This window comes from Acinetobacter sp. ANC 4558, assembly GCF_002135375.1.
GTDB lineage: Bacteria > Pseudomonadota > Gammaproteobacteria > Pseudomonadales > Moraxellaceae > Acinetobacter.
In genome coordinates this window covers 1-23,483 of record NZ_NEGH01000004.1, presented here as the reverse complement: position 1 = coordinate 23,483, position 23,483 = coordinate 1, and the positions used below count along the sequence as shown (strand labels likewise).

Genomic DNA, 23,483 nt, shown 5'->3' with positions numbered 1-23,483 from the left:
TTGTTCTTCGCTGTAATTCCACTCCTGCTTCGTGCTATTTTTAACATTCGATCTTCATGGTTTTTTTAGGATATGAATGGCTTTAATTCGTAAGCGTCGTTTGACTGATCAACAACAGCGCCGCATTGAGAAACAGCATAAAATACGTCAGGAAGAAATAGATACTTCAAATGATTTAGAAGGTCTGATTGTTCAACACTATGGTCGACAACTTGAAGTACAGGCACTCTCTGTTCCTGAACATCATCCTGAAAAACCTATCATCAATGAAGGTGAACCAGAACCTTTCTGGAAACCGATTGAATTAGGCAGTATTTGGCGTTGCCATACACGCACCAATTTAGAGTTATTGGTCACTGGTGATCGTGTTAAATGGCAAGCTGATCCAAACACTGGCTTAGGTATTATTACTGCAATTCATCCTCGCCAATCTTTACTCACTCGTCCAGATCGCTATCATAAAGTTAAACCCGTTGCGGCAAATATTAGCTTAATTGTGATTGTTTTTGCACCACTTCCAGAACCTGCACCCGGCTTAATTGATCGTTATTTAGTGGCATGTGCGGATGCGGATATTTCAGCACTTTTAGTACTAAATAAAACGGATTTACTTAAAGAAAATGATCCTATTTTAAACTTAGTTCAAGAGTATGAAGCTTTAGGTTATGAAGTATTAAAAACGCAATCGACAGGAGATCTAACTGAGCTCGCTCAACGCTTAGCGGGTGAAACTGTTGCATTTGTTGGTCAATCTGGTGTCGGTAAAAGTTCACTTATTAATACTATTGTTCCAAATGCTGCACAAAAAACCAATATTATTTCTGAAAACTCAGCATTAGGACAACACACCACCACCTCAACACGGTTAATTGCTTTTGGCGAAGGTGCATCATTAATTGATTCTCCTGGCATTCGTGAATTTGGTTTATGGCATTTAAATAAAGAAAATGTTCAACGAGGATTTCCTGAAATTGAAAACCGACTTGGCTATTGTCAATTTAGAAACTGTACACACAAACATGAAAAGCAATGTGCATTAAGATTAGCCGTAGAAAATGGTGAAATTCTATCTCGTCGTTTAGACAGTTTTTTACGTTTAATCGATGAAATTCATGAAGCTCAGCAAAAAAATTAAATTTTATTAACATTTAGCCCTTGAAGCAGCGATTTTGATCGCCATATTTATAGGCTATACTATTCAGCAATTTTCAAATTGTAATTAGGTGACTTGTGGAACGTTGGTTCGAATTTATGGGGAATCACCCCTTCTTATTTGGAACACTTGCTGTTTTAATTGTATTGTTCTTTATTTTAGAAGGCCAACGTAATGGTCGTAAAATTTCTCCTCAATCTTTAGGTATTTTGGTGAAAGCTAAAAATGCAATGCTCATTGATTTACGCGATGCAAAAGATTTCAAAGAGGGACATATTAGTGGTAGCCGTAACATTCCATATAGCCAAATTACAAAACATGTTGAAGAATTAAAGACAACTGAACGTCCACTTGTTTTTATTTGCAACTTAGGTCAAGTGGCAAGTTCGGCACTACAACAAGTGGGTCATTCAGATGCTTATCGTCTAGATGGTGGTATTAGCAACTGGAAAGCACAAGGCTTACCTTTGGTTAAAGCAAAATAGTCCACTAAAAAGAGGCCAAACATGGTTAATGTTACAATTTATTCAACAACTGTTTGCCCATATTGCATTCGAGCAAAACAATTACTTGAACGTAAAGGGGTCGAATATAAAGAAGTTAATTTATCTAACGAAGCACCAGAAGTTCGTATTGAATTAATGCAACGCACTAACCATCGTACAGTGCCACAAATTTTTATCAAAGATCAATTTATTGGCGGTTTTGACCAACTTTATGCTTTAGAGCGTGAAGGAAAACTCGATGAATTATTGGTATAACTTTAATTAACTTTTAAAAATCAAGGATTAAAAAATGAGTGAAGAACAACAAGCTCAACCGCAATTAGCTTTAGAACGTATTTATACTAAAGATATTTCTTTTGAAGTTCCTGGAACTCACGTATTTACTAAAGCATGGGAACCTGAGCTAAATATCAATCTTTCATCTTCGGCTGAAAAAATTGATCCTACTCATTATGAAGTTTCTTTAAAAGTTGTCGTTCAAGCAAATAATGCTGGCGAAACTGCTTTTATTGTTGATGTAACTCAAGCAGGTATCTTCCTGATTGATGGGGTTGAAGAAGATCGCCTTCCTTATATTTTAGGCGCATACTGCCCAAATATTTTATTCCCGTTCTTACGTGAAGCAGCAAATGATTTAGTGACCAAAGGAAGTTTCCCACAGTTACTTCTTACACCGATCAACTTTGATGCTGAATTTGAAGCGAACCTTCAACGTGCTCAAACACAAGCTGTTGATGGCCAAGCTTAATCAAATAAGCATTAAAAAGACCGCTCTTGCGGTCTTTTTAATTTTTAAAAATTATTTTTTAATTTGATCTAATCGCTTCAAAACTTCGGCAACGGCAATCATGGCAAAACTCGATGTCACAACAACAGCAGAGCCATATCCTCCACACCTTAGTCCTGCACTCGCACAAACATCTGAGGCTGAAAATGGATTATCAATAGAATAAATGCAGGTAATTCCAAACTTTTCTTTCGGTTTTTTACATATTCCTTTACTACGCAATTGTGATCTAAGTTTAGCAAGCATTGGATCTTGCTCAGTTTTAGATAAATCTGCTACACGAATTTTCAATGGATCTAGTTTTCCACCCGCGCCACCAGATACAATTAAAGGAATTTTATTAAAACGGCAATGTAGCATGAGTGCTAACTTTGCTTTCACATCATCGATACAATCTAAAATAATATCAGGTCGATTGACCAGCAATGCTTGCACATTTTCTGGCGTTAAATAATCATCAATTAAATTAATTTTAATTCGAGGATTGATTGATTGACAACGTTCAGCCATAACTTCAATTTTTTCATGACCAAGCGTAGATGTTAATGCAGGAAGTTGACGATTTATATTTGAAGCTGCAACAGCATCCATGTCAATTAAAGTTAACTCGCCAACACCTGTCCGAGCCAATGCTTCAACCGCCCATGAACCAACACCACCAATTCCAATCACCATCACATGACTTTGCTCATAATGATGAAATACATTGTCTCCATAAATTTTTGCAACACCTGCAAAACGGCGGTCATATTCATCATTTTGGAGTAGGTCGGTCATTATGAAATCTAATATCAGAAAATCTTGGTCTTATTTTATCAAATTAAATTGATTAATTGAGTACTAATAAATGCTCCATGTCTCAGGAAATTTAATTTCATCATGTAAAAAATTTAAAATATAGTGTTGCTTTAGTTTAACAGTTCTTTGTCCCTCATTCCCTCACCAGAATATGTTATTCCAAAATCATGTACTAATGAAATTACCTACTCTTTTTCATTTGAAGAATAATTATTGTTGCTCACATCCTCAAATATAATTACTTTTAGCAGAGTGTATTTTGAAAAGCATCAAGAATGAATAATACTTAATTGTTACTGTAATTCTTTTATCTGGTATATTTTTATCTTAGAAATATTTTCATCAGCGCTGCCTTCTTAGTTGAATATTTTTCAACTTATATATTGCTAAAAAAAATAACTAGATCGTTAAATCTAACGCCTTAAATGAGTTATTCCACAATATCTCTGCCAGCTCATTTTTATTTATATTTAAACATACCGATAAACCATCAAGTACATAAGGTAAATTCACAGGTGTATTTCTAGTTCTATATTCCGTGGATGTTTGGCAACATAAAGGGGTCATATCTGGACAATCTGTCTCCAAAACCAGATGTTCAGCACCAATTGCATGTACAACCTGATGCAATTTTTTAGAATTTGGATTGGTAATTTGTCCTGTAATTCCAATTTTAAAACCAAGCTTAATAAATGCTTTTGCTTCCTCTATCCCCCCACTAAAAGCATGCGCAATTCCGCCTAATTTAAATTGATGTTGTTTTAACATGGCAAGAACATCTGCATGCGACTTTCTAATATGCAATAAAACAGGTTTATTAAATTGTTGTGCTAAATCTAACTGTTCAGAAAAAAAAAATTTTTGTTTTTTAAATATTTCGCCTTCTTTATGCTGTTTTAGAAATGTGTCTAAACCAATTTCTCCCAAGGCAATACAATCATATTTTTTTAATAAACGCTCCACATCACATATATGTTCAATCTGGTGATCTTCAATATAAAACGGATGTAAACCTGGAGCTAAATGGCTTTGTGGAGCAAAATCCAACTGATTAATTAAATTATGTGTAGCGCATAAATCATCAAATCTTGATTGTAAAAAACCAATCAGGACTAAATGTTGTACACCAACCTTTTTCGCAGCATAAGCCAATTGTTCCCGATCTATATCAAAATCAGGAACATCAAAATGCGTATGTGTATCAAATAACTGGATCATCCGTTACTCATCATCATTTTTTGACTTGCTGCACTTCGCTCGTTGCTTGCTCAAGCTTTACTTCTTTAGGAAAATACTGCTCTTTTAAAATTCCATGTAATTGATCATATGGGATCGTTAAACGAGGAAGTCCAACTACATATGGTCCAATTTCATATTCACCATACTGTAAAATTAAACCTTGGGTTCCTAAATAATATTGATTTGCTAATTTAAATTTCCAAACTTGCTCATATTCCTTAATATCACTTGAAAGCTCAGATTCAATTACCCATGTTTTAAATGCCTCATAGGCTTTCTCTTTTAAAGCAGGTAATTCATTTTTTTCAATGATGCTTCTTAAAGGAACCTGTTTTTTCGTTTCTAAATCAAAATTAAAGTATTGCTGAGACGATGAACCATGCGCACCACCTAAGTAATTACTGCTATTTAAAACAACTGTAACTAATGGTCCTTCTGAGTTTAAAATTTTAGGTTTAATCATTAAACTAATTTTATGATTCGCACTTAATGCTTTTATTTCTTGATCTAATTCCAAGAAATTTTCTGTAAATGGGATTAACTGTCTTTCAAGCTTTTGTTTCGCTGTTTCAATACTTTCTTTATTAACTTCCGAAGCAATCTTATCTGTTTGTATTGTAGAAGCTTCTTCATCTTCCAAACTTAAAGTTTCTTTTAAAATTTGTAGAATTTGTTGATCAATGATTTCATCAACAAAATATTGATTACTATTCAACCGTTCGATTGATAACTCAGGACAGTTTTTATCCTCACATTTTGGTAAATTTAAATTCAGCTTTTCCCTATCCCCAATAAGTTTTAAGGTCTGTTCCTGCTCTTTCTGAATTTCAACCGATACATCTTCCACAGGTTTTTGCTTCGGCTGACATGCACTTATTCCGATAGATACAGCTAAAATACTCATGAATAATTTTGGTTTATTTTTAGACATCAACTTACCTTTTGCATACTTTTCGCATCAATAATCCTTAATTCTAATTTACACCATCTACTCAAAAACTGCAGAACTAAAAATCTTAAAATGCTTTTATTTCATTTTTAATTACAAAGTATTAACTAAATTCAAACATGATCATCAATCAAAGTTTAACCATCGTAAAGATGGTCATCATATTAGATAATTTCTGAACCATTCATAGGCATTAAAGTCATATAAATAGGCACCATCTTTAGATCTTAATAATATTTTCCTCGTTATAAAATATTAAATTCATTTAATTGAAAAACATAAACAAAGATATTCAAATTTTACACACTAAAAAGCCCCTAATTGGGGCTTCTTTAGGTTAACTTTGATTAATGTTCCCGAGTGTTTCGGAACATAATATCTGGATAACGCTCTTGCATTAACTGTAAATTCACACGACTTGGTGCCAAGTAAGTCAAATGCCCCCCCCCATCAACAGAGAGCTGATCATATGCTTTTTTCTTGAATTCATTAAATTTTTTCTCGTCGCTGCATGAAACCCAACGCACAGTATTAATGCTTACAGGCTCATAAATGCAATCAACTTTATATTCTTCTTTTAAACGATATGCAACTACTTCAAACTGAAGCACCCCGACAGCACCAACAATTAAGTCATTGCTATTTTGAGGCATAAAGACTTGAGTTGCGCCTTCTTCTGCCAGTTCTTTCAGACCTTTTTGTAATTGTTTAGATTTCAATGGATCTTTTAAGCGAACTCGACGGAACATTTCTGGAGCAAAATGAGGGATACCTGTAAAACTTAGCTTTTCACCTGATGTGAATGTATCACCAATTTGAATTGTTCCATGATTATGCAAACCAATAATATCGCCTGGCCAAGCTTCCTCCAAATGTTGACGATCTCCTGCTAAGAAAGTTAAAGCATCACTAATTCGAACGTCTTTATCTAGACGTACATGCTTCATTTTCAGACCTTTTTCATATTTTCCTGAGCAAATACGCATAAATGCAATACGATCTCGATGTTTTGGGTCCATATTTGCCTGAATTTTAAAAACAAATCCAGTAAAACCTTCTTCAGTCGCTTGCACACTACGATCGTGTGTTGGATGTGCTTTAGGTGGGGGAGCATATTGACTAAATGCATTTAAAACATGGTCTACACCAAAGTTCCCCAAAGCTGTACCAAATAATACAGGTGTCTGACGTCCTGCAAGAAATTCATCACGGTCTAATGGCTCATTGGCCATTTGTACCAGCTCTAAAGACTCTTCAAATGATGCCCAAGCAAGATCACCAACTTTATCTTTTAAATCAGCATAATCATAACCATCACGAACTTCTATTTCAGTGATTTTTGAACCAAAACCTGCCTTATAAACATAAAATTTTTCTTCAATTAAATTATACACACCAGCAAAGTCACGACCTGTACCTAATGGCCAAGTCAGTGGTACACATTTAATTTTTAAAACATTTTCAATTTCATCTAATAACTCTAATGGTTCTCTGATTTCTCGGTCCATTTTATTTACAAATGAAATAATAGGAGTGTCTCGCATACGACACACGTCCATCAATTTAATGGTTCGATCTTCGACACCTTTTGCACCATCAATCACCATAAGCGCAGAGTCAACTGCAGTGAGTGTTCGATATGTATCTTCAGAGAAATCTTCATGTCCTGGTGTATCTAAAAGATTAATCATGTAGTCTTTATATGGAAATTGCATTACAGAGGTCGTGATCGAAATACCACGCTCTTTTTCCATTTCCATCCAGTCAGAAGTTGCAGCACGATCAGATTTACGGCTTTTCACCATACCTGCAACCTGAATTGCCTGCCCCCATAACAACAACTTTTCAGTCATTGTCGTTTTACCCGCATCGGGGTGGGAAATAATGGCAAAGGTACGTCGCTGAGCAACCTGTGCCGCTAATTCGTCTTTAAAGCTCATGAAATACACCTACTGCAGATATGCAGTGTAAAGATCAATATGATCAATATAAAAAATTGCGCGTATTGTATCTGATTCTAGCTTTTCCTTCTACGCGCATCTAGTAATCAGCTGTTCAATAATATCGTTATCAACGTCTAATCACTCACTCAATTCTTATCGTTTTTTTATTGTTTGATAACACGATATTTAAGAGTAATAAGTATCTATCTTGTTTCTAGAAGATAGATTCCTGCATAAATTTCATGCTAACTATTTAATTTTCTATACAATCATGATCATTTTTCCATTGTTCTATTTCTTTTACTGGCATAGGCTTTCCAAATAAAAAGCCTTGTAATTGCTGACATCCTAACTGAGTTAACTTATCTGCTTGCATTAATGTTTCAACGCCTTCTACAGTCACTGTTAAGCCGAGCCTAGTTGCCAAATTGATAATACTTTCTAGAATAATTTCACTCTTTTTATTATTTTCAATATCATGAATAAAAGCACGATCAATTTTCAACTCATCTATGGCCAAATCTTTTAAATATAATAGGCTTGAATATCCCGTACCAAAATCATCTACCGCTAGGTTGAGCCCCATTTGATGCAGTCGCTCAAAACGCAATATACTCATTTCAATATTCTGCATTGCTGTAGACTCAGTAATCTCAATGGTTAAATGACTTGGATCAATTTTATACTTTTCAAATAACTGCTCTAAGGTGATAAATAATTCTTTATGCTCAAACTGAACAACAGATAGATTTACTGCAACAGGAAATAAATTGGTATGACTGAGCTCCCATTTTTGGATTTGTTTAATTGCCTCTTCAAGTACCCAATATCCCATTTGAATAATTACACCAGTCGATTCAGCCCCTTTCAGAAACATATTTGGTGTCAATAATCCATGACTTACATGTTGCCAACGGATTAAGGCTTCAACGCCACAAATACAATGACTTTTTGTTGTAAATTTAGGCTGATAAAATAAAATAAATTGATCTTCTTCTACTGCTTTATATAAATCATTGATCAATTTCGTTTGAAGTTGCGATTGCAAAAGCGCATCTGAATAATTGAATACAGTATATGTATTTCGCCCTTGCTCTTTTGCATTTAACATTGCTAAATCTGCATTCATGACAAGTTCTTGCAAATCTTTGCCATGCTCATTTAAAAATGCAATTCCAATACTGGCAGAAATAGTAATTTCTTTTCCTTCAATTAAAAAACGTTCTAGAATGATCTGTTGTAAATGTTCAGCTTTTTTCATCGCCAATTCAGGCATCGCATGTTCTATGACCAATAAAAATTGATCACCACCTAACCGAAAGAGCTGCTCATTTTTATTTAAATATTTATGTATTCTATTCACCAATTGAATCAATAAACGATCACCAATATGATGACCGAAAACATCATTTATAGCTTTAAAGCGATCTAAATCGATAAATAAAAATGCACTTTGCTGCGAAGATGTAAATAATTTTTGTGCATATTCACTTAAATACAATCTATTGGGTAATTTAGTTAAACTATCATGTATTGCCTGATGAGCTAAATCTGTATTTGCTTTCGACAATTGACGATTTCTTTCCTCTAATCGTTGTTCCAAGAATGCAATAATCCCTGAAACTAAAAAAATAAGGATTGAAATCAATATAACCGTGAATAAAATAAAATTATGATTCGTGCTTAAAACAAAATTATATTTATAATTTAAATCTCGATAGAATGAGACTGAGTGCATTCCAATATAATGCATCCCTATAATATTTAGCGCCATCATTATGGAAAATATTAATTGCGTTTTTTTTTGATTTTTTGATTTATTTTTATATTGAATTGCAAGCCCAAAACTAAACCCTGCTCCTAGAATTGCAACTAATGTTGCTAATACCATGAGTTGAGGTTGATAGACCATCGCATAATGTTCAATGAATAACCCCATCAGACCAATATAATACATCCCCGAGATCCCAAGTCCCATTAAAATAGAACCAAAAATTAAACGGATAGATGTTAGCGTGTATTGTGTTGTCGACCAGACTGCAAAAGCAGATGCAATAAATGTAATTAAAAATGCAACAAGTATTAACGCATAATCAAAATGGTAATTACCCGGTATTTGAATTGCAGATATAGATAAAAAAAAGGTAACCCAAACAGCAAGCCCCAAAAATAATCCACTTAATAAAATAAAAATTTTATTCTTTTTCTGTTGATGATTATTAAATAAAAATTGATCCGCCAATAATGCAGATAAGTAGCAAAAAAATATAGCGACAATGAATGAATATATCACCATATTTAAATCATAATGGATAAGTACCATTATTTTCCCTTAAAAATAAAAACAATTAACAGATTATCAACATACAAAATTACATGATTTTTACTTAATAAAACAGAGAGTTAATTAAGTGTACATTTCATTGGTTAAGAATGGTACACATTTAAATTAAGGTCAATGATAAAAATACATTATTTTTATTATATATGTTTCTACCACAACCCTCTTAAAAACTAAGGAGCAATGCTTCGAATAAAGCATTACTCCCTGAATTAAAGCAGATTATTTCACGCTTTTATCTTGTAATTGATGATGATCATATAAAATATTCGCAGCTTCAGTCACAAAAACCTCTTCCTCTGGTAATGCAGGACGTTGTGCTGCTTTCATTTTTGCGCGAGATTCTGCTAATGCTTCTAGTGATGCTTGATAACTTTCCCAATTTGGAAATGGTTTCAGACCAGTTGCAGCTCGACGTTCATTTTCAGACTTTAAGCTTTGTTGTTCTAAAGCTATAATTTCAGCGCGACGATGATTAATATCTAACACCATCTGTTTTTTATCATTCGCTTCTTTGGAAATATTTTTACGTTGTTCTAAATATTTAAACTGTGGATCAACCGCAGTTCTTTCAAGTGAATTCCCACTTAATTGAGGTATATATTTTTTCACCTCACCTTCTCGTTTAAACGGGGCTGTTGGAATCGTATCCCATATCAATGCATTTTTAGCCTTGCGTTCACCGAAATCTTCATTATAGATATCAACAAGTTTAATATCTGGAATCACACCTTTATTCTGTGTACTTCCCCCAGTAATACGATAAAACTTACGTTGGGTTAATGTAGCTTGACCATATGCTAAATTATCTAATTGAACTTGTGCGGTACCTTTACCAGTTGTCGTGCTACCAATCACAATTCCGCGTTCATAGTCTTGAATTGCAGCCGAATAAATTTCACTTGCAGATGCAGAGGCTAAATTTATCAATACAGCTAACGGTCCTGCATAGGTTTGTGCGCCTCCATCTGTATCCTCAAAGATACTGACATTGCCATTGCCATCACGAATTTGTACCACTGGTCCAGATTTAATCACTTGCCCCAACATACGTGATACTTCTTCAAGTGAGCCACCAGGGTTATTTCTTAAATCGACAATAATGCCATCTACATTTTTAGCAGATAATTCTTTTAATGCATTATTGGTATCTTCAGAAACAGAGCGATATTCCGTCCCTGCACGACGCGCTCGATAATTTAAATAAAATGATGGAATTTCAATGACACCATATGTGTATTGTTTACCATTACGTGTAATATCAACGGTCCGTGTACGAACGCCTGCATCTTCTTCTTGAATAATGTCACGTGTTAAAGTAACCACACGTGCTTGATTCATTGCGGCACCAGAACCTAAGAGTCTTAGAGTAACTTTGGTTCCTCGTTTACCACGGATGAGCCCAACAATCTCATTACTTGACCAACCAATGACATCCACCATTTTTTCGCCATCTTGAGCAACACCAACAATACGGTCTCCAGATTTAATCTGACCAGATTTACTTGCAGGTCCACCCTCAACAATGGTTTCAATTTTCGTATAATCTTCATTCCCTCGTTCAGGGCGAATGGAAACTCCAATACCTTCAAGTTGCAAAGTCGTTTGGCGGTTTAACTCCATCGCATCGACAGGTGGAAAGTAATTACTATGTGGATCATAGGTTAAGGTCATCGCATTTAATGTTTTATCTAAAACATCATCACTTTTAATACGCTTAATTCGTTCTAATTGGCGTGTATAACGCTTTGTTAAGGTTTGAACGGGTGTTAAATCTTCAGGGCTCACTAAATCTTGCCCATTCGCCAATTCTGGATTTTCTTTTAATGCTTTTTGTTTAGCGAGCTCTTCTTCTTTATTAATATTCAAATTAATTAATTGTGAAATTAATATTTTATTCCAATGCGCTTGCTGTTCTGCCTTGGTTGCAAAATAAGGCGCTTTCTCACGATCTGTATCTAAAATCACATTCGGTTGATTTAGATTCTGAGGTTTTTTCAATTCCGCCAGCATATACTCATAAAACTGCTTCAAGCGATTTCGATACTGTTCATGAATGGCATAAGGTCCTGTCAGATCCCCAGCTTTCAATGCTATGCCAAAATTAGAACCGTATTGTTTTTTATAAAGTGCAACTTCTGGCGCTAAAAATAAATTATGATCTGGATCTAAGCTATCTAAATAAAAATCTAAAATTCGATTAGATGTCTCCGCATCTAAGCGCTGATTTAAATAATGCTGGCGGTCGACTAATGTTGCAAGCTGTCGAGAAACGAGCGCTTGTTCTTGTGTTGGAATAATAGCTTTGTTCTGTGCTGTAACTGTATTATTGGCAGCAATAGCTTCATTAATAGTATGAGTAAAGAAAAAACCACCAGTAGCAATGGCAACGGCGCAAGCGATTGTTTGAAGTTTCATAAAAGATACTTTGTTCCTTGGTTTTGAACCAATCTAAATATTGTTTTTCACTATGAACTATAACATTTTCAAAGCTTAAACAACTTCTTGGAATGAATAATACTAGTTTTATCATATTCTATGCTGTCAAAATGTAGCAAATCATTGCAGAATTCGGTTATTGTCTTTCAGTAAAAATTCGAACACGGGCACAAATATGATTGGCGCATTGATGCTTGACATCGCTGGCACACAACTTACTCAAGAAGATATTGAACTATTACAAGCTCCGCAAGTAGGCGGCGTAATTTTATTTGGTCGAAATATTGAATCGGTGCAACAAGTTCGTACATTAACGAATCATATGCGACATATTCGTCCAGAAATTTTAATTGCTGTCGATCAAGAAGGTGGGCGCGTTCAACGCTTAAAGCAAGGATTTACACTTTTACCTGCAATGGGTCGCTTTGGTGAACTCTATCTTTCAGAACCTCAAAAGGCATTAGAATTCGCTGAACAATGTGGTTGGCTGATGGCCATTGAAGTTTTAGCAGTAGGTATTGATTTTAGCTTTGCACCTGTTCTCGATCTAAATGATGTCAGTGATGTGATTGGCGACCGAAGCTTCGCCCAAAATATAAATGATATTGTTATTCTCGCTTCTGCTTTTTTAAAAGGAATGAAACGTGCGGGTATGGCATCTACGGGTAAACATTTTCCTGGTCATGGCTCGGTAAAAGCAGATTCACATATTGCAGCAGCAATCGATTCTAGAGCCTATGCAGAGATTCATGCCAAAGATATGCAAACCTTTATTCAACTACAATCACAATTAGATGCCTTAATGCCAGCACATGTCATTTACAATCAAGTTGATCCAAACCCTGCAGGTTTTTCTAATTTTTGGATTCAAAAAGTTTTACGCCAAGATCTCCAGTTCGATGGAGTTTTATTTTCTGATGATTTAAGTATGCAGGCCGCTTGTGTCGCAGGCGGTGCTGATGCTCGGATCCGTGCTGCATTGCAAGCTGGTTGTGATATGGGACTGGTTTGTAATGATCGTGAGGCACAGCGGATTGCCTTAGCAGGGATAGCAGACTTCCCACTTCCAAACCAAGAACGCCTAGAGAAAATGCGTGGAAAAATTCCAGATATTCGTGTTGGAGAAGATTTAAATTTAGGAGCTGAATGGCAAAAAGTTCGTGATACGATCACTGCGTTTAGAAATTCAACTCTACCAAATTAATTCGGGTTAATGAATCATGATTAAAGGAATATTTAAATATTCCTTTAATTCAAAACGAAGATCTTTTTCTTAAAATAAGTTCATTGAATCCAAAACTCATTTTTCTAAATTTTAAGCTTTTTCTTCTGAGATGCTTCATTGTCTGTCAGGAGACTGTTAATATCAACAGTGAAATTACTAAGTGATCAAACCGCTATGCAAGAGTCAGTTGAACAATATATGCAAACGGTAGGACAACAAGCACGCCAAGCGTCTAGTATTTTGGCAAGCGCTTCTACCCAAACAAAAAACAACGCTTTATCAGCAATTTATGCTGCTTTACAAAGCAGTGAACCTGCGATATTAGCGGCTAACCAAATTGATATGCAAAATGCACATCAAAACCATTTAGATAGTGCTTTACTTGATCGCTTAGAACTTACTCCCAAACGCTTTGAAGCAATGCTTGAAGGCTTAAAAGATGTCATTAGTTTAATTGACCCAATTGGTGAAATTACAGATTTAGCCTATCGTCCTTCTGGTATTCAACTTGGAAAAATGCGTGTTCCTTTAGGTGTCGTCGGCATGATTTATGAGTCTCGCCCGAATGTTACACTCGAAGCAGCATCATTAGCATTAAAATCTGGAAATGCCATTATTCTACGTGGCGGCTCAGAAGCAATTGAATCAAATAAAGCCATTGCTGAGGCGATTCAATATGGCTTAAAAGTTGCAAATTTACCTGAAACCTGTGTGCAAGTGATTCAAACAACAGATCGTGCTGCAGTTGGTCAACTTATCACCTTATCTGAATATGTCGATGTTATTGTTCCACGTGGTGGAAAAGGCTTAATCGAACTGATTACGCGTGAAGCCAACATCCCCGTCATTAAGCATTTAGATGGTAATTGTCATATTTTTGTCGAAGCACAAGCTGACTTAGATAAAGCACTCCCTATCTTGTTGAATGCTAAAACGCATCGTTATGGTGTGTGTAATGCCATGGAAACCTTATTAATTGATGAGAAAATTGCAGATTCTTTTTTACCGTTAGTTATACAAACATTTGCTGATAAGCAAGTTGAACTTCGTGGGTGTACAAACACACAGCGTATTTTAGGTGCACAGGTAAAAGCTGCAACTGAAGAAGATTGGTATGAAGAATACTTAGGCCCAATCTTAGCTGTCAAAGTTGTTGCTGGTATGGATGAAGCGATTACTCATATCAACCAATATGGCTCACATCACACCGATGCGATTTTGACTGAAAACTTGAGTCTAGCAAGACAATTTTTAGCACGTGTAGATTCTAGCTCGGTCATTATTAATGCATCTACTCGTTTTGCCGATGGTTTTGAATATGGCTTAGGTGCTGAAATTGGTATTTCCACCGATAAAATTCATGCACGTGGACCAGTGGGTTTAGAAGGTTTAACATCTCAAAAATGGATTGTTTTTGGTGATGGTCAAATTCGCCAGTAAAGACTTACACCAACTCAGTTTAAAATTGGGCTGAGTTGGTTTAAATAATCATTATAAAACATGATGGAATTTATAGAATAATAAAAAACAACATTATCTTCTTTAAATGTTATGTTATCTTCAATTTAGAACTAAGTGCACAAATAAAATTTATGTGATATTTCATTAAGAAATGAGATTTTACAAACAATAAATTTTAGTGATTATCATAACAATCGCCAATTGTGCTTAAGTCTAATCTCCTAAAGTCTATCTAGGAGGAATAAAAATCCCATGATAAAACATAAATAATGATCAATATTACGACTCTTACTGAGTTGGTTTTGATCAAAATCAGGGAACAGTATTTCAATTATAATCGGGTAAAACAACGTGTCTACATCTATCTTAGTTATTAACTGCGGCTCATCATCTATTAAATATGCGCTTATTTCAGATCAACGAGACGACCGAATTTTTGGTTTAGCAGAAAACTTAGGTTCTCCCGAAGCGCGCATTAAAGGAATCACTGTAGGTGGTCAACCTTTGGAGCTAGCCTTACCCAATGCAGATCATGAAAAAGCCTTAGAAACAATTTTAGAACGTTTATCTCATTATAATCCTCAAGCGATTGGGCACCGTGTTGTTCATGGTGGAACATTAACAAAAGCAGAATTACTCACCCCAGAAATTGTGCAACGTATTCGCGAAGCAACACCACTAGCCCCATTGCATAATCCGGCACATTTAGTGGGTATTGAAGCAACAATGCGTCTATTCCCTGAATTACCACAAGTTGCCGTGTTTGATACAGCATTCCATCAAACCATGCCTGCACACGCATACCGCTATGCATTACCCAAATTTTTATATACTGAACATAATGTTCGTCGCTATGGTTTTCATGGCACTAGCCATGCTTATGTTTCAGAGCGTGGTTCAGAACTTGCTGGAAGCTTCAAACAAGGTGGATGGTTAACTGCACATTTAGGTAATGGCAGTTCAACATGTGCAATTTGGAATGGTCAAAGTATCGATACCTCTATGGGTTTAACACCACTTGAAGGTGTGGTCATGGGTACGCGAAGCGGTGATGTTGATCCTAGTATCCATAGCTTTTTAGCTAATAATCTAGGCTGGGATCTTTATAAAATTGATAAAATGCTCAATAGTCAATCTGGTTTATTGGGTCTATCAGATCTTTCAAATGATATGCGTACACTCATTGAGGCATCTGAACAAGGCAATGAAGATGCAACATTGGCCATTGAAGTATTCTGCTATCGTTTAGCGAAATCTCTGGCAGCGCTAAGTTGTGGTTTACCACAGCTTAATGGTCTATTTTTCACAGGTGGTATTGGTGAAAATTCTGCATATATCCGTGAAAAAACAATGTCCTACCTTCCACATTTTGGTTTTAACTTAAGTAAAGAAAGAAATAATGAGTTAAAGCGTGGAACTGAAGGTCGTATTGATGCTGGAACAGGACCTCAAATATGGGTTGTTCCGACAGATGAAGAAGGTCGCATTGCAAAAGAAACCATTCAGGTTGTACAAACTGAGGTTGATCAAACATCTGAAAAAAAGCTTGAAGCACAGGCGTTGATTGCATAAGCAATCTTCGTCTATTTGTCATTACACCATCATCAATGTGATTTAGATTTTATTATGAAAACAATTTTATTAGTTCCAACTGGTGAAAGTGTCGGTTTAGCTTCTGCATGTTTAGGCTTAATCTATGCATTAGAATGCCAAGGCATCAAAGCAGGCTTTCTAAAACCTTTTTCTCAAGACAATAAAAGTGCAGATCCAGATCGTACAACAACGTTATATTCACATTTATTCCAAAATGAAACTGTTGCCCCAATTGCTTATGAGTCACTGATTGCCCAATTAAATAATGATCAAAGTGATGAACTCTTAGAAGATGCTGTTCGTCTACATCGTGAAATTTCAAAATCACATGATGTGATTATTGTTGAAGGACTTGTTCCGACCAGTCGGGATTCTTTTGCAACTGAAATGAACGCCACTTTAGCAAAAGCACTTAATGCTAAAGTCGTTGTTGTCAGCAATGCAAATATTCAGCAACCCTCAGCAACTGCTGAAAAAGTAGAAAGTCAACTACGTCAATACAGCAACTCGGCTGAGCGTCTTGCTGGCGTTTTATTTATGCGCACCAAAGGACTTTCTGAAGAATCTGCTCAAATTCCTGTAACACTTGATCCAAGCTTACGCCTAATTGATGAAACTCACCAATTTATTCAAGATATTCAAAAAACGCATAGTCATATTGGCACAGCGACTTTACCCGTGATTGGTTTAGTTCCGTTTAGTAATACTCTAAGCGTACCACGAGTTTCAGACCTTGCAACACACATTCAAGCAGAATGGCTCCATCATGGTGAAGCAAATTTACGTCGTGTACTTCACAGCAGCTTAATCACATCAAATATTGAATATGAATTAGACAAATTTATTGCGGGTGAACTGATTATCAGCTCCGCTGACCGTGGTGATGTCATTTTAGCAGCGAGTGTTGCCAGTACTAATGGTATTCCGCTTGCAGGCCTCGTGCTCACCGAACATGAGATCAAAAACTCATCAACACTGACATATTGTCAGCCAGTCATCAAACAAGGATTACCCGTTCTATATACGCCTTTAAATGCATTTGATGCTGCGCAGCAACTTTCAAATTTGAGTAATGAAATTCCAATAGATGATACTGAGCGCGCCATTCAAGTAACACGCTTTGTATCTAGCCATATTAATCCAGATTGGTTAACGCAATTACTCAATGGAACCTATCAATTACGCTTGTCTCCTTCTGCATTTAGATATGAGCTTGTGCAAAAATCAATTGCTGCAAAAAAACGAATTGTACTCCCTGAAGGAGATGAGCCTCGGACCATTCAAGCAGCTGCTATTTGTCAAGCTCGTGGTATTGCAGACTGTATTTTGTTAGCAAAACCTGCTGTTGTCATTGAAGTTGCAAAAGCACGTGGCATTGATTTACCAAGCAATTTAGAAATTATGGATCCTAATTTAATTCGAGATCAATATATAGCTAAGATGGTTGAACTGCGCAAAGGAAAACTCAGCGAATTACAAGCAAAAGAACAACTTCAAGATACAGTTGTACTTGGCACCATGATGCTCGCATTAGATCAAGTGGATGGTTTGGTCTCTGGTGCAATTCATACCACTGCAAATACAGTTCGTCCTGCATTTCAGCTCATCAAAACTGCACCAGAATATTCTCTTGTGTCATCTATATTCTTTATGCTTTTACCAGATGAAGTTTATGTCTATGGTGACTGTGCAATCAACCCAGATCCAAATGCAGAGCAACTTGCAGAAATTGCAATTCAATCTGCTGACTCTGCAAAAGCATTTGGTATTGATCCTCGTATTGCGATGATTTCCTATTCAACAGGAACATCTGGCGCTGGGGCTGACGTCGAAAAAGTTGCTGAGGCAACCCGTATAGCACAAGAACGTCGCCCAGATTTACTGATTGATGGACCACTTCAATATGATGCTGCATCGGTTGAAAGCGTAGGACGTTCTAAAGCACCAAACTCTCAAGTGGCTGGGCGTGCCAATGTATTTATTTTCCCAGACTTAAATACTGGAAATACGACCTATAAAGCAGTTCAACGTGCTGCAAATGTAGTCAGCGTTGGCCCAATGTTGCAAGGCTTAAATAAACCTGTAAATGACTTGTCACGTGGTGCTTTAGTCGATGATATTGTCTTTACCATCGCACTGACTGCCATACAATCTGCGCAACAAGAAATATAATTTAGATTCACATGAAAATCTCATCACTCAATACTTTTATTGGGTGATGTTTTACTTAAAGCACTTGCCCCTCATTAAGCTCATATAATTAATTGACTTCATCTAGAAACTCCCAAAAGTGAAAGCTTATCTCTTCTCTTGTCTCAGAATTTTTCCAAACATGTCAATTCAAATTTATCTTAATTTTAAGCATATATACAATCTAAATTTGAATGATCAGCATAAACTTTCATTGATCTATAAATAATCTTTTAAGTGTTACAAACATTCCGCTTGATTTAAATAATTTATATTAAAATTATTTAAAATTCCCCTCATGTAATATGTTCCATATACACATATATTATGTTATAAAACAAAAAGTAAGCTCCTATAAAATAATATTTATTGAGAAATAAATCACAAATATAAAATATAATTTTAATAAAGGCACATTATATGAAAAACCTAAATTTTAATGATCATTCTGATGATCATATGGAATATGCACACCTACAGACCACATCATCGACCTTAAAACTCAAGTTACTGAGTTTAAGTATTTGTTTAATGACCTCATCTGTATGGGCTGAACGAACCATTCAAACATCGGGAAATGGTGGAAGCATTGCAACTTCAGATGCAACTGTAAATAACACCTCTGCTGATATATTTTATTGGGACAACCCTGCACTACCAAATAAACAACACGGAATAACGAATGCGTCTGCAATCGCTATAGGCAATAATGCTGAAGCACTTTCAAGAGGGTCTATTGTTGTTGGTACAAATTCCACTGCAACAAGCCAAAATTCAAACACGCCTAATAATACAAACCCTAATTTAGGCTCAGCGGTTGTCATTGGTACTAATTCTTATGCAAATGGCAATCACAATACGATTATAGGAAATAATTCTTATGCCAATGGAATTGCCTCAACCGCTATAGGTCGTGAAGCTGTCGCATCTGATGACAATGCACTCGCAATCGGGACAACTAGCGCTGCAACCGCGGAAAAAGCCATTGCCATCGGACAATCTGCTAATGCTTCAGGTGTCGGTGCTATTGCTTTTGGCTCCTCCGAAGGAGGGAGTAATTACTATACAGATTCTGGTGCGAATGCTTCTGGAGACCACTCACTTGCCGTAGGCACCTCTTCTGTTTCTAGCGGAACAGACAGCGTTGCCATTGGTCATTCCGCGCAAGCAACTAAAAATAGTGCCCTTGCATTCGGTGATAGTGCAATTGCCAGTGCAGCCAATGCAACTGCCATTGGACAAGCAGCAAAAGCAAGTGGTAATAATGCAGTTGCTGTAGGTGATAGTTCACTTTCTAGTGCAAGCAATAGTGTTGCCATTGGGCAATCTGCTAAAGCAACGAATACAAGTGCAATCGCTTTAGGTGACAATGCCTTATCGAATGCCAATAAAAGTATCTCTATTGGTCAATCCTCTCAAGCAACCAACGTCAGTGCATTGGCTATCGGTGACCATACGATTGCCAATGCAGCCAAGAGTGTAGCCATTGGACAAGCTGCTCATGCCTCTAAAGAAAGTGCTGCTGCATTTGGAGATAGCTCAAATGCATCGGGTGTAAATAGTATTGCCCTAGGTTCTTCAGCTCAAGCCCTGAATGATAGTGCCGTGGCTTTAGGAAGTGATGCAACGGCTAGTGCGAATAATAGTGTTGCCATTGGACAAGGCAGCATTTCAAATAAAGCCAATGCCGTAGCGATTGGTAGCAATGCAAAAACAGATACCAATGCCACCAAAATCGTTAATACAACTCTAAAAGGAATCACCTTTGGTAATTATGCAGGACAAGTCAGCGATCCTGGCATGCAAGTCTCTTTCGGGAATGCCAATGAGGAACGCCAACTTAAACATGTTGGATCTGGTGAAATTTCTAAAAATAGTACAGATGCTGTGAATGGTAGCCAACTCTATGCAACCAATAATGTCATTGGTAATGTTGCAAATAGTATGGTCAATATTATTGGCGGAGATGCAACATTACATGCGGATGGCACCATTACTGCCACAAATATTGGTAATACGGGTAAAGATACCATTGATGAAGCTGTTGCTGCTGCAAAAACAAAAGTAGTTGCTGGACTAAATATGGARGTTTCACCAACATTAAATGCCGATGGCAGCACCACCTATGAAGTTGCAACCAGTAAAAATGTTACGTTTAATTCAGTTCATGTGGGTAACACCATCATTAACCAAGATGGAATTAATGCAGGTGGCAATAAAATTACCAATGTTGCGAATGGTACGATTTCATCAAGCTCTAAAGATGCAGTCAATGGTTCTCAGCTCTATCATTTAGGCGATACCATTTACAATATTATCGGTGCAGGCTCAGACTTCGAATCAGGTAAAGGCCCAACATTCAATGTCGCAGGAAATTCATACTATACCGTAGGTGATGCAATTCTTGCCTTAGACAATGAGGATAAACGATTACAACAAGCCATCAATAAAACAGCAAAACGTGCAAATGCGGGGATTGCGGCTGCAATGGCTTTAGAACCAGCCCCTTATATTCCGGGTAAATGGACTTATGCTTTAGGAACAGCATATCATTCTTCGGAAGTCGGTTTTGGTGCGACATTGAAAAAGACAGCAGATAATGGACGCTGGTCTGCAACCGTTGGCGTTGCAGGAGCAACAGAAGGTAAGCCAAGTGTACGCTTAGGTATTGGCGGTGCCATTAATTAAAAAATATAAAACTTAAAATAAAAATAATTTAATTCTATTGGGGATATTTATCATGAAAAAAAGAATCTTGATTCCAAGTTTAATATTTAGCTATGCCATCACCTTGTCGGGAAATATATTTGCAGCTGAGGCAAAAACAAATGACCATAATTCACGTTTTCCAGACATTCAAAAAAGCTACTTAAAACAAGTTCATCGCTATGAATATAATGATGTCGCTCGACTTGATACGGGATTAACCAAAGATCAATTTCGTCAACTCTTAGGAAATCCTCATTTTAATGAAGGGCTTCTGTTTGAAAGAACATGGAATTATGTTTTAGATATTCGGATGCCCAATACACAAACATATAAGCGTTGCCAACTTCGTATTGATTTTAATAAACAATATCTTGCTGAACGACTTTCGTGGAAAGGAAATGATTGTGAAACTTTTGTTGTCGCTCAACCACCTACCGTGCATAAGGTCGTAGAAGCTGAACAACCAATACTTCAACCGACAGTAAACACAGAAAAAGTTTTATTGAACGGTGATATCTTATTTAAATTCAATGGTTCAAGTTTAAGTAGCTTATTACCAACAGGTGAACAAAATCTACAGCAGCTCATTTCTACCCTGCAACAAAATTATAGTCATATTAGTTCAATTGCAATAACTGGGTTTACCGACCGTCTGGGCAGTGAGCAATATAACTATAAACTGGGATTAGCACGCGCACAAACCGTGAAGCAATATTTAGTCAGCCAAGGCGTTCCCGATGAGATTCTTGCCGTGCAAAGCTTTGGAAAGACACAGCCTGTTACACAAGGTTGTCAGAACATTAAAAACTTATCAAAACAAAAATTATGTTTACAGCCTGACCGTCGCATTGAATTAGAAATCTCAGGGGTACGACGATAACTCAAAAATATACTAATGAATAATATAGTGATTAATAAACCTAAAAAAGGTTATCAAGATGACAAAAATAATTAAAAATACGACTTCTCAACATCCTAATAATACGACATATTATAAGCACTTAAGCACAGTACATCCGCCACTAAAACTCAAATTACTGAGTTTAAGTATTTGCTTAATGACTTCACCTGCTTGGGCTGAACGAACCATTCAAACGACTGGAAATGGGGTAAGTATTACAACTGAAAATGCAACAGTAAATAATACAAATTTGATCATTCATTATTGGAACAATCCAGCACTTCCAAATCGTCAAAAACAAGATACAACCACCTATGGTATTGCTATTGGTGATAATGCGAAATCCTTGGTGGCGGGTTCAATTGTTATTGGTTCCTCGACAGCAACGGAGAATCATGCTACGACAATTTCTGGAGCTAGTGGATTTAATAGTGGTGCTCATCTCATAATCGGTAATGCTTCCTATGCAAATGGCAATAACAATGTCATTCTCGGTAACAATTCTTATGTCGATGGAAATGGTTTAACAGCCATAGGTCGCGAAGCTGTTGCTCTTGAAAATTCTGCACTCGCAATTGGTACAACCAGTGCTGCAACTCAAACACGGGCTATAGCATTAGGTCATTCTGCGAATGCCTCTGGTATCGGAGCCCTTGCGCTTGGTTCTTCTTCAGGTAGTAATAATCAATATACAGCTTCTGGTGCAAATGCTTCTGGAAACCACTCACTTGCGGTCGGCACAGCTTCTGATTCTAGCGGTATAGATAGTATTGCCATTGGTCATTCTGCTCAAGCAACTAAAGCAAGTTCAGTTGCCTTAGGAAATGGTTCAAGCTCCACCGCCTCTAACAGTACAGCCATTGGATCATCAGCAAAAGCCAATAGCAATAGCGCAGTCGCTTTAGGTAATAATTCTCTTTCCAGTGCAACCAATAGTATTTCTATTGGTCACTCTGCCCAAGCAACTAAAAATAGTGCGTTTTCACTTGGTGATAGTTCGATTGCGAGTGCAACAGACAGTATTGCTATTGGACAAGCAGCTCGAGCAACTAAAAATAGTGCGATTGCTTTTGGAGATAGCTCCTTCTCTAATGCAACGAACAGTATCGCAATTGGGCAAACTGCCCGTGCTGCTCAAGAAAGTGCGATTGCATTTGGAGATAGCTCAAATGCATCGGGTGTAAATAGTATTGCCCTAGGTTCTTCAGCTCAAGCCCTGAATAATAGTGCCGTGGCTTTAGGAAGTGAT

The 23,483-nt window shown here is 36.6% G+C and carries 16 protein-coding genes and 1 pseudogene; 11 read left to right on the top strand and 6 right to left on the bottom strand.

Going from position 1 to position 23,483, the window contains the following annotated elements; genetic code table 11:
- Nucleotides 1-76 precede the first annotated feature (76 nt).
- From rsgA to secB, 4 genes are all read left to right on the top strand, one after another.
- Nucleotides 77-1,135 (top strand): ribosome small subunit-dependent GTPase A, encoded by a 1,059-nt coding sequence (gene rsgA, locus B9T31_RS06225; RefSeq protein WP_086181104.1) that lies wholly within the window; start codon nucleotides 77-79, stop codon nucleotides 1,133-1,135.
- A 95-nt stretch (nucleotides 1,136-1,230) separates the two neighbouring features.
- Complete coding sequence (locus tag B9T31_RS06220) at nucleotides 1,231-1,638, top strand: rhodanese-like domain-containing protein (RefSeq protein WP_086181103.1); 408 nt, start codon at nucleotides 1,231-1,233, stop codon at nucleotides 1,636-1,638.
- A 21-nt stretch (nucleotides 1,639-1,659) separates the two neighbouring features.
- Complete coding sequence (grxC, locus tag B9T31_RS06215) at nucleotides 1,660-1,914, top strand: glutaredoxin 3 (protein ID WP_086181102.1); 255 nt, start codon at nucleotides 1,660-1,662, stop codon at nucleotides 1,912-1,914.
- A gap of 34 nt (nucleotides 1,915-1,948) precedes the next feature.
- Nucleotides 1,949-2,407 (top strand): protein-export chaperone SecB, encoded by a 459-nt coding sequence (gene secB, locus B9T31_RS06210; RefSeq protein ID WP_086181101.1) that lies wholly within the window; start codon nucleotides 1,949-1,951, stop codon nucleotides 2,405-2,407.
- 51 nt (nucleotides 2,408-2,458) lie between these two features.
- Here the strand turns inward: secB and B9T31_RS06205 are convergent, their stop codons facing one another.
- From B9T31_RS06205 to B9T31_RS06180, 6 genes are all read right to left on the bottom strand, one after another.
- Nucleotides 2,459-3,223 (bottom strand): ThiF family adenylyltransferase, encoded by a 765-nt coding sequence (locus B9T31_RS06205; protein WP_086181100.1) that lies wholly within the window; start codon nucleotides 3,221-3,223, stop codon nucleotides 2,459-2,461.
- 420 nt (nucleotides 3,224-3,643) lie between these two features.
- Complete coding sequence (locus B9T31_RS06200) at nucleotides 3,644-4,462, bottom strand: TatD family hydrolase (RefSeq protein WP_086181099.1); 819 nt, start codon at nucleotides 4,460-4,462, stop codon at nucleotides 3,644-3,646.
- Nucleotides 4,463-4,475: 13 nt separating this feature from the next.
- The gene (locus B9T31_RS06195) at nucleotides 4,476-5,414 is read right to left on the bottom strand and encodes an RsiV family protein (protein WP_086181098.1); all 939 of its coding nucleotides are present in this window, start codon (nucleotides 5,412-5,414) and stop codon (nucleotides 4,476-4,478) included.
- Between the two features lie 365 nt (nucleotides 5,415-5,779).
- Nucleotides 5,780-7,372 (bottom strand): peptide chain release factor 3, encoded by a 1,593-nt coding sequence (locus B9T31_RS06190; protein WP_086181097.1) that lies wholly within the window; start codon nucleotides 7,370-7,372, stop codon nucleotides 5,780-5,782.
- A gap of 256 nt (nucleotides 7,373-7,628) precedes the next feature.
- Nucleotides 7,629-9,698, bottom strand: coding sequence for an EAL domain-containing protein (locus tag B9T31_RS06185; protein ID WP_086181096.1), 2,070 nt, complete (start codon nucleotides 9,696-9,698; stop codon nucleotides 7,629-7,631).
- A 240-nt stretch (nucleotides 9,699-9,938) separates the two neighbouring features.
- On the bottom strand, nucleotides 9,939-12,134 hold the full coding sequence (locus B9T31_RS06180; protein ID WP_086181095.1) for a carboxy terminal-processing peptidase: 2,196 nt from the start codon (nucleotides 12,132-12,134) through the stop codon (nucleotides 9,939-9,941).
- Between the two features lie 196 nt (nucleotides 12,135-12,330).
- On the opposite strand from B9T31_RS06180, the gene nagZ reads away from it, so the two are divergent.
- The 7 genes and pseudogenes from nagZ to B9T31_RS06145 all read left to right on the top strand — a co-directional run.
- Nucleotides 12,331-13,359 (top strand): beta-N-acetylhexosaminidase, encoded by a 1,029-nt coding sequence (gene nagZ, locus B9T31_RS06175; RefSeq protein ID WP_086181094.1) that lies wholly within the window; start codon nucleotides 12,331-12,333, stop codon nucleotides 13,357-13,359.
- Nucleotides 13,360-13,554: 195 nt separating this feature from the next.
- On the top strand, nucleotides 13,555-14,820 hold the full coding sequence (locus B9T31_RS06170; protein WP_086181313.1) for a glutamate-5-semialdehyde dehydrogenase: 1,266 nt from the start codon (nucleotides 13,555-13,557) through the stop codon (nucleotides 14,818-14,820).
- Nucleotides 14,821-15,192: 372 nt separating this feature from the next.
- Nucleotides 15,193-16,413: an acetate/propionate family kinase gene (locus B9T31_RS06165; protein WP_086181093.1), complete on the top strand. Its 1,221-nt coding sequence runs from the start codon at nucleotides 15,193-15,195 to the stop codon at nucleotides 16,411-16,413.
- A gap of 54 nt (nucleotides 16,414-16,467) precedes the next feature.
- Entirely contained in the window at nucleotides 16,468-18,606 is a 2,139-nt protein-coding gene (pta, locus tag B9T31_RS06160) for a phosphate acetyltransferase (RefSeq protein ID WP_086181092.1), read from the top strand.
- Between the two features lie 438 nt (nucleotides 18,607-19,044).
- Nucleotides 19,045-21,312 (top strand): YadA-like family protein, encoded by a 2,268-nt coding sequence (locus B9T31_RS06155; RefSeq protein WP_086181091.1) that lies wholly within the window; start codon nucleotides 19,045-19,047, stop codon nucleotides 21,310-21,312.
- Between the two features lie 52 nt (nucleotides 21,313-21,364).
- Nucleotides 21,365-22,213 carry an OmpA family protein gene (locus B9T31_RS06150; RefSeq protein WP_086181090.1) on the top strand — a complete coding sequence of 283 codons (849 nt, stop codon included), beginning with the start codon at nucleotides 21,365-21,367 and terminating at the stop codon, nucleotides 22,211-22,213.
- Nucleotides 22,214-22,271: 58 nt separating this feature from the next.
- Nucleotides 22,272-23,483: pseudogene (locus B9T31_RS06145) on the top strand (hypothetical protein); the annotation flags it as partial.

Bases quoted from the DNA above. Each gene is read 5' to 3' on its own strand.
- rsgA (WP_086181104.1), top strand. From the start codon at position 77: ATGGCTTTAATTCGTAAGCGTCGTTTGACTGATCAACAACAGCGCCGC.
- grxC (WP_086181102.1), top strand. From the start codon at position 1,660: ATGGTTAATGTTACAATTTATTCAACAACTGTTTGCCCATATTGCATT.
- secB (WP_086181101.1), top strand. From the start codon at position 1,949: ATGAGTGAAGAACAACAAGCTCAACCGCAATTAGCTTTAGAACGTATT.
- B9T31_RS06205 (WP_086181100.1), bottom strand. From the start codon at position 3,223: ATGACCGACCTACTCCAAAATGATGAATATGACCGCCGTTTTGCAGGT.
- B9T31_RS06200 (WP_086181099.1), bottom strand. From the start codon at position 4,462: ATGATCCAGTTATTTGATACACATACGCATTTTGATGTTCCTGATTTT.
- B9T31_RS06195 (WP_086181098.1), bottom strand. From the start codon at position 5,414: ATGTCTAAAAATAAACCAAAATTATTCATGAGTATTTTAGCTGTATCT.
- B9T31_RS06190 (WP_086181097.1), bottom strand. From the start codon at position 7,372: ATGAGCTTTAAAGACGAATTAGCGGCACAGGTTGCTCAGCGACGTACC.
- B9T31_RS06185 (WP_086181096.1), bottom strand. From the start codon at position 9,698: ATGGTACTTATCCATTATGATTTAAATATGGTGATATATTCATTCATT.
- B9T31_RS06180 (WP_086181095.1), bottom strand. From the start codon at position 12,134: ATGAAACTTCAAACAATCGCTTGCGCCGTTGCCATTGCTACTGGTGGT.
- nagZ (WP_086181094.1), top strand. From the start codon at position 12,331: ATGATTGGCGCATTGATGCTTGACATCGCTGGCACACAACTTACTCAA.
- B9T31_RS06170 (WP_086181313.1), top strand. From the start codon at position 13,555: ATGCAAGAGTCAGTTGAACAATATATGCAAACGGTAGGACAACAAGCA.
- pta (WP_086181092.1), top strand. From the start codon at position 16,468: ATGAAAACAATTTTATTAGTTCCAACTGGTGAAAGTGTCGGTTTAGCT.
- B9T31_RS06150 (WP_086181090.1), top strand. From the start codon at position 21,365: ATGAAAAAAAGAATCTTGATTCCAAGTTTAATATTTAGCTATGCCATC.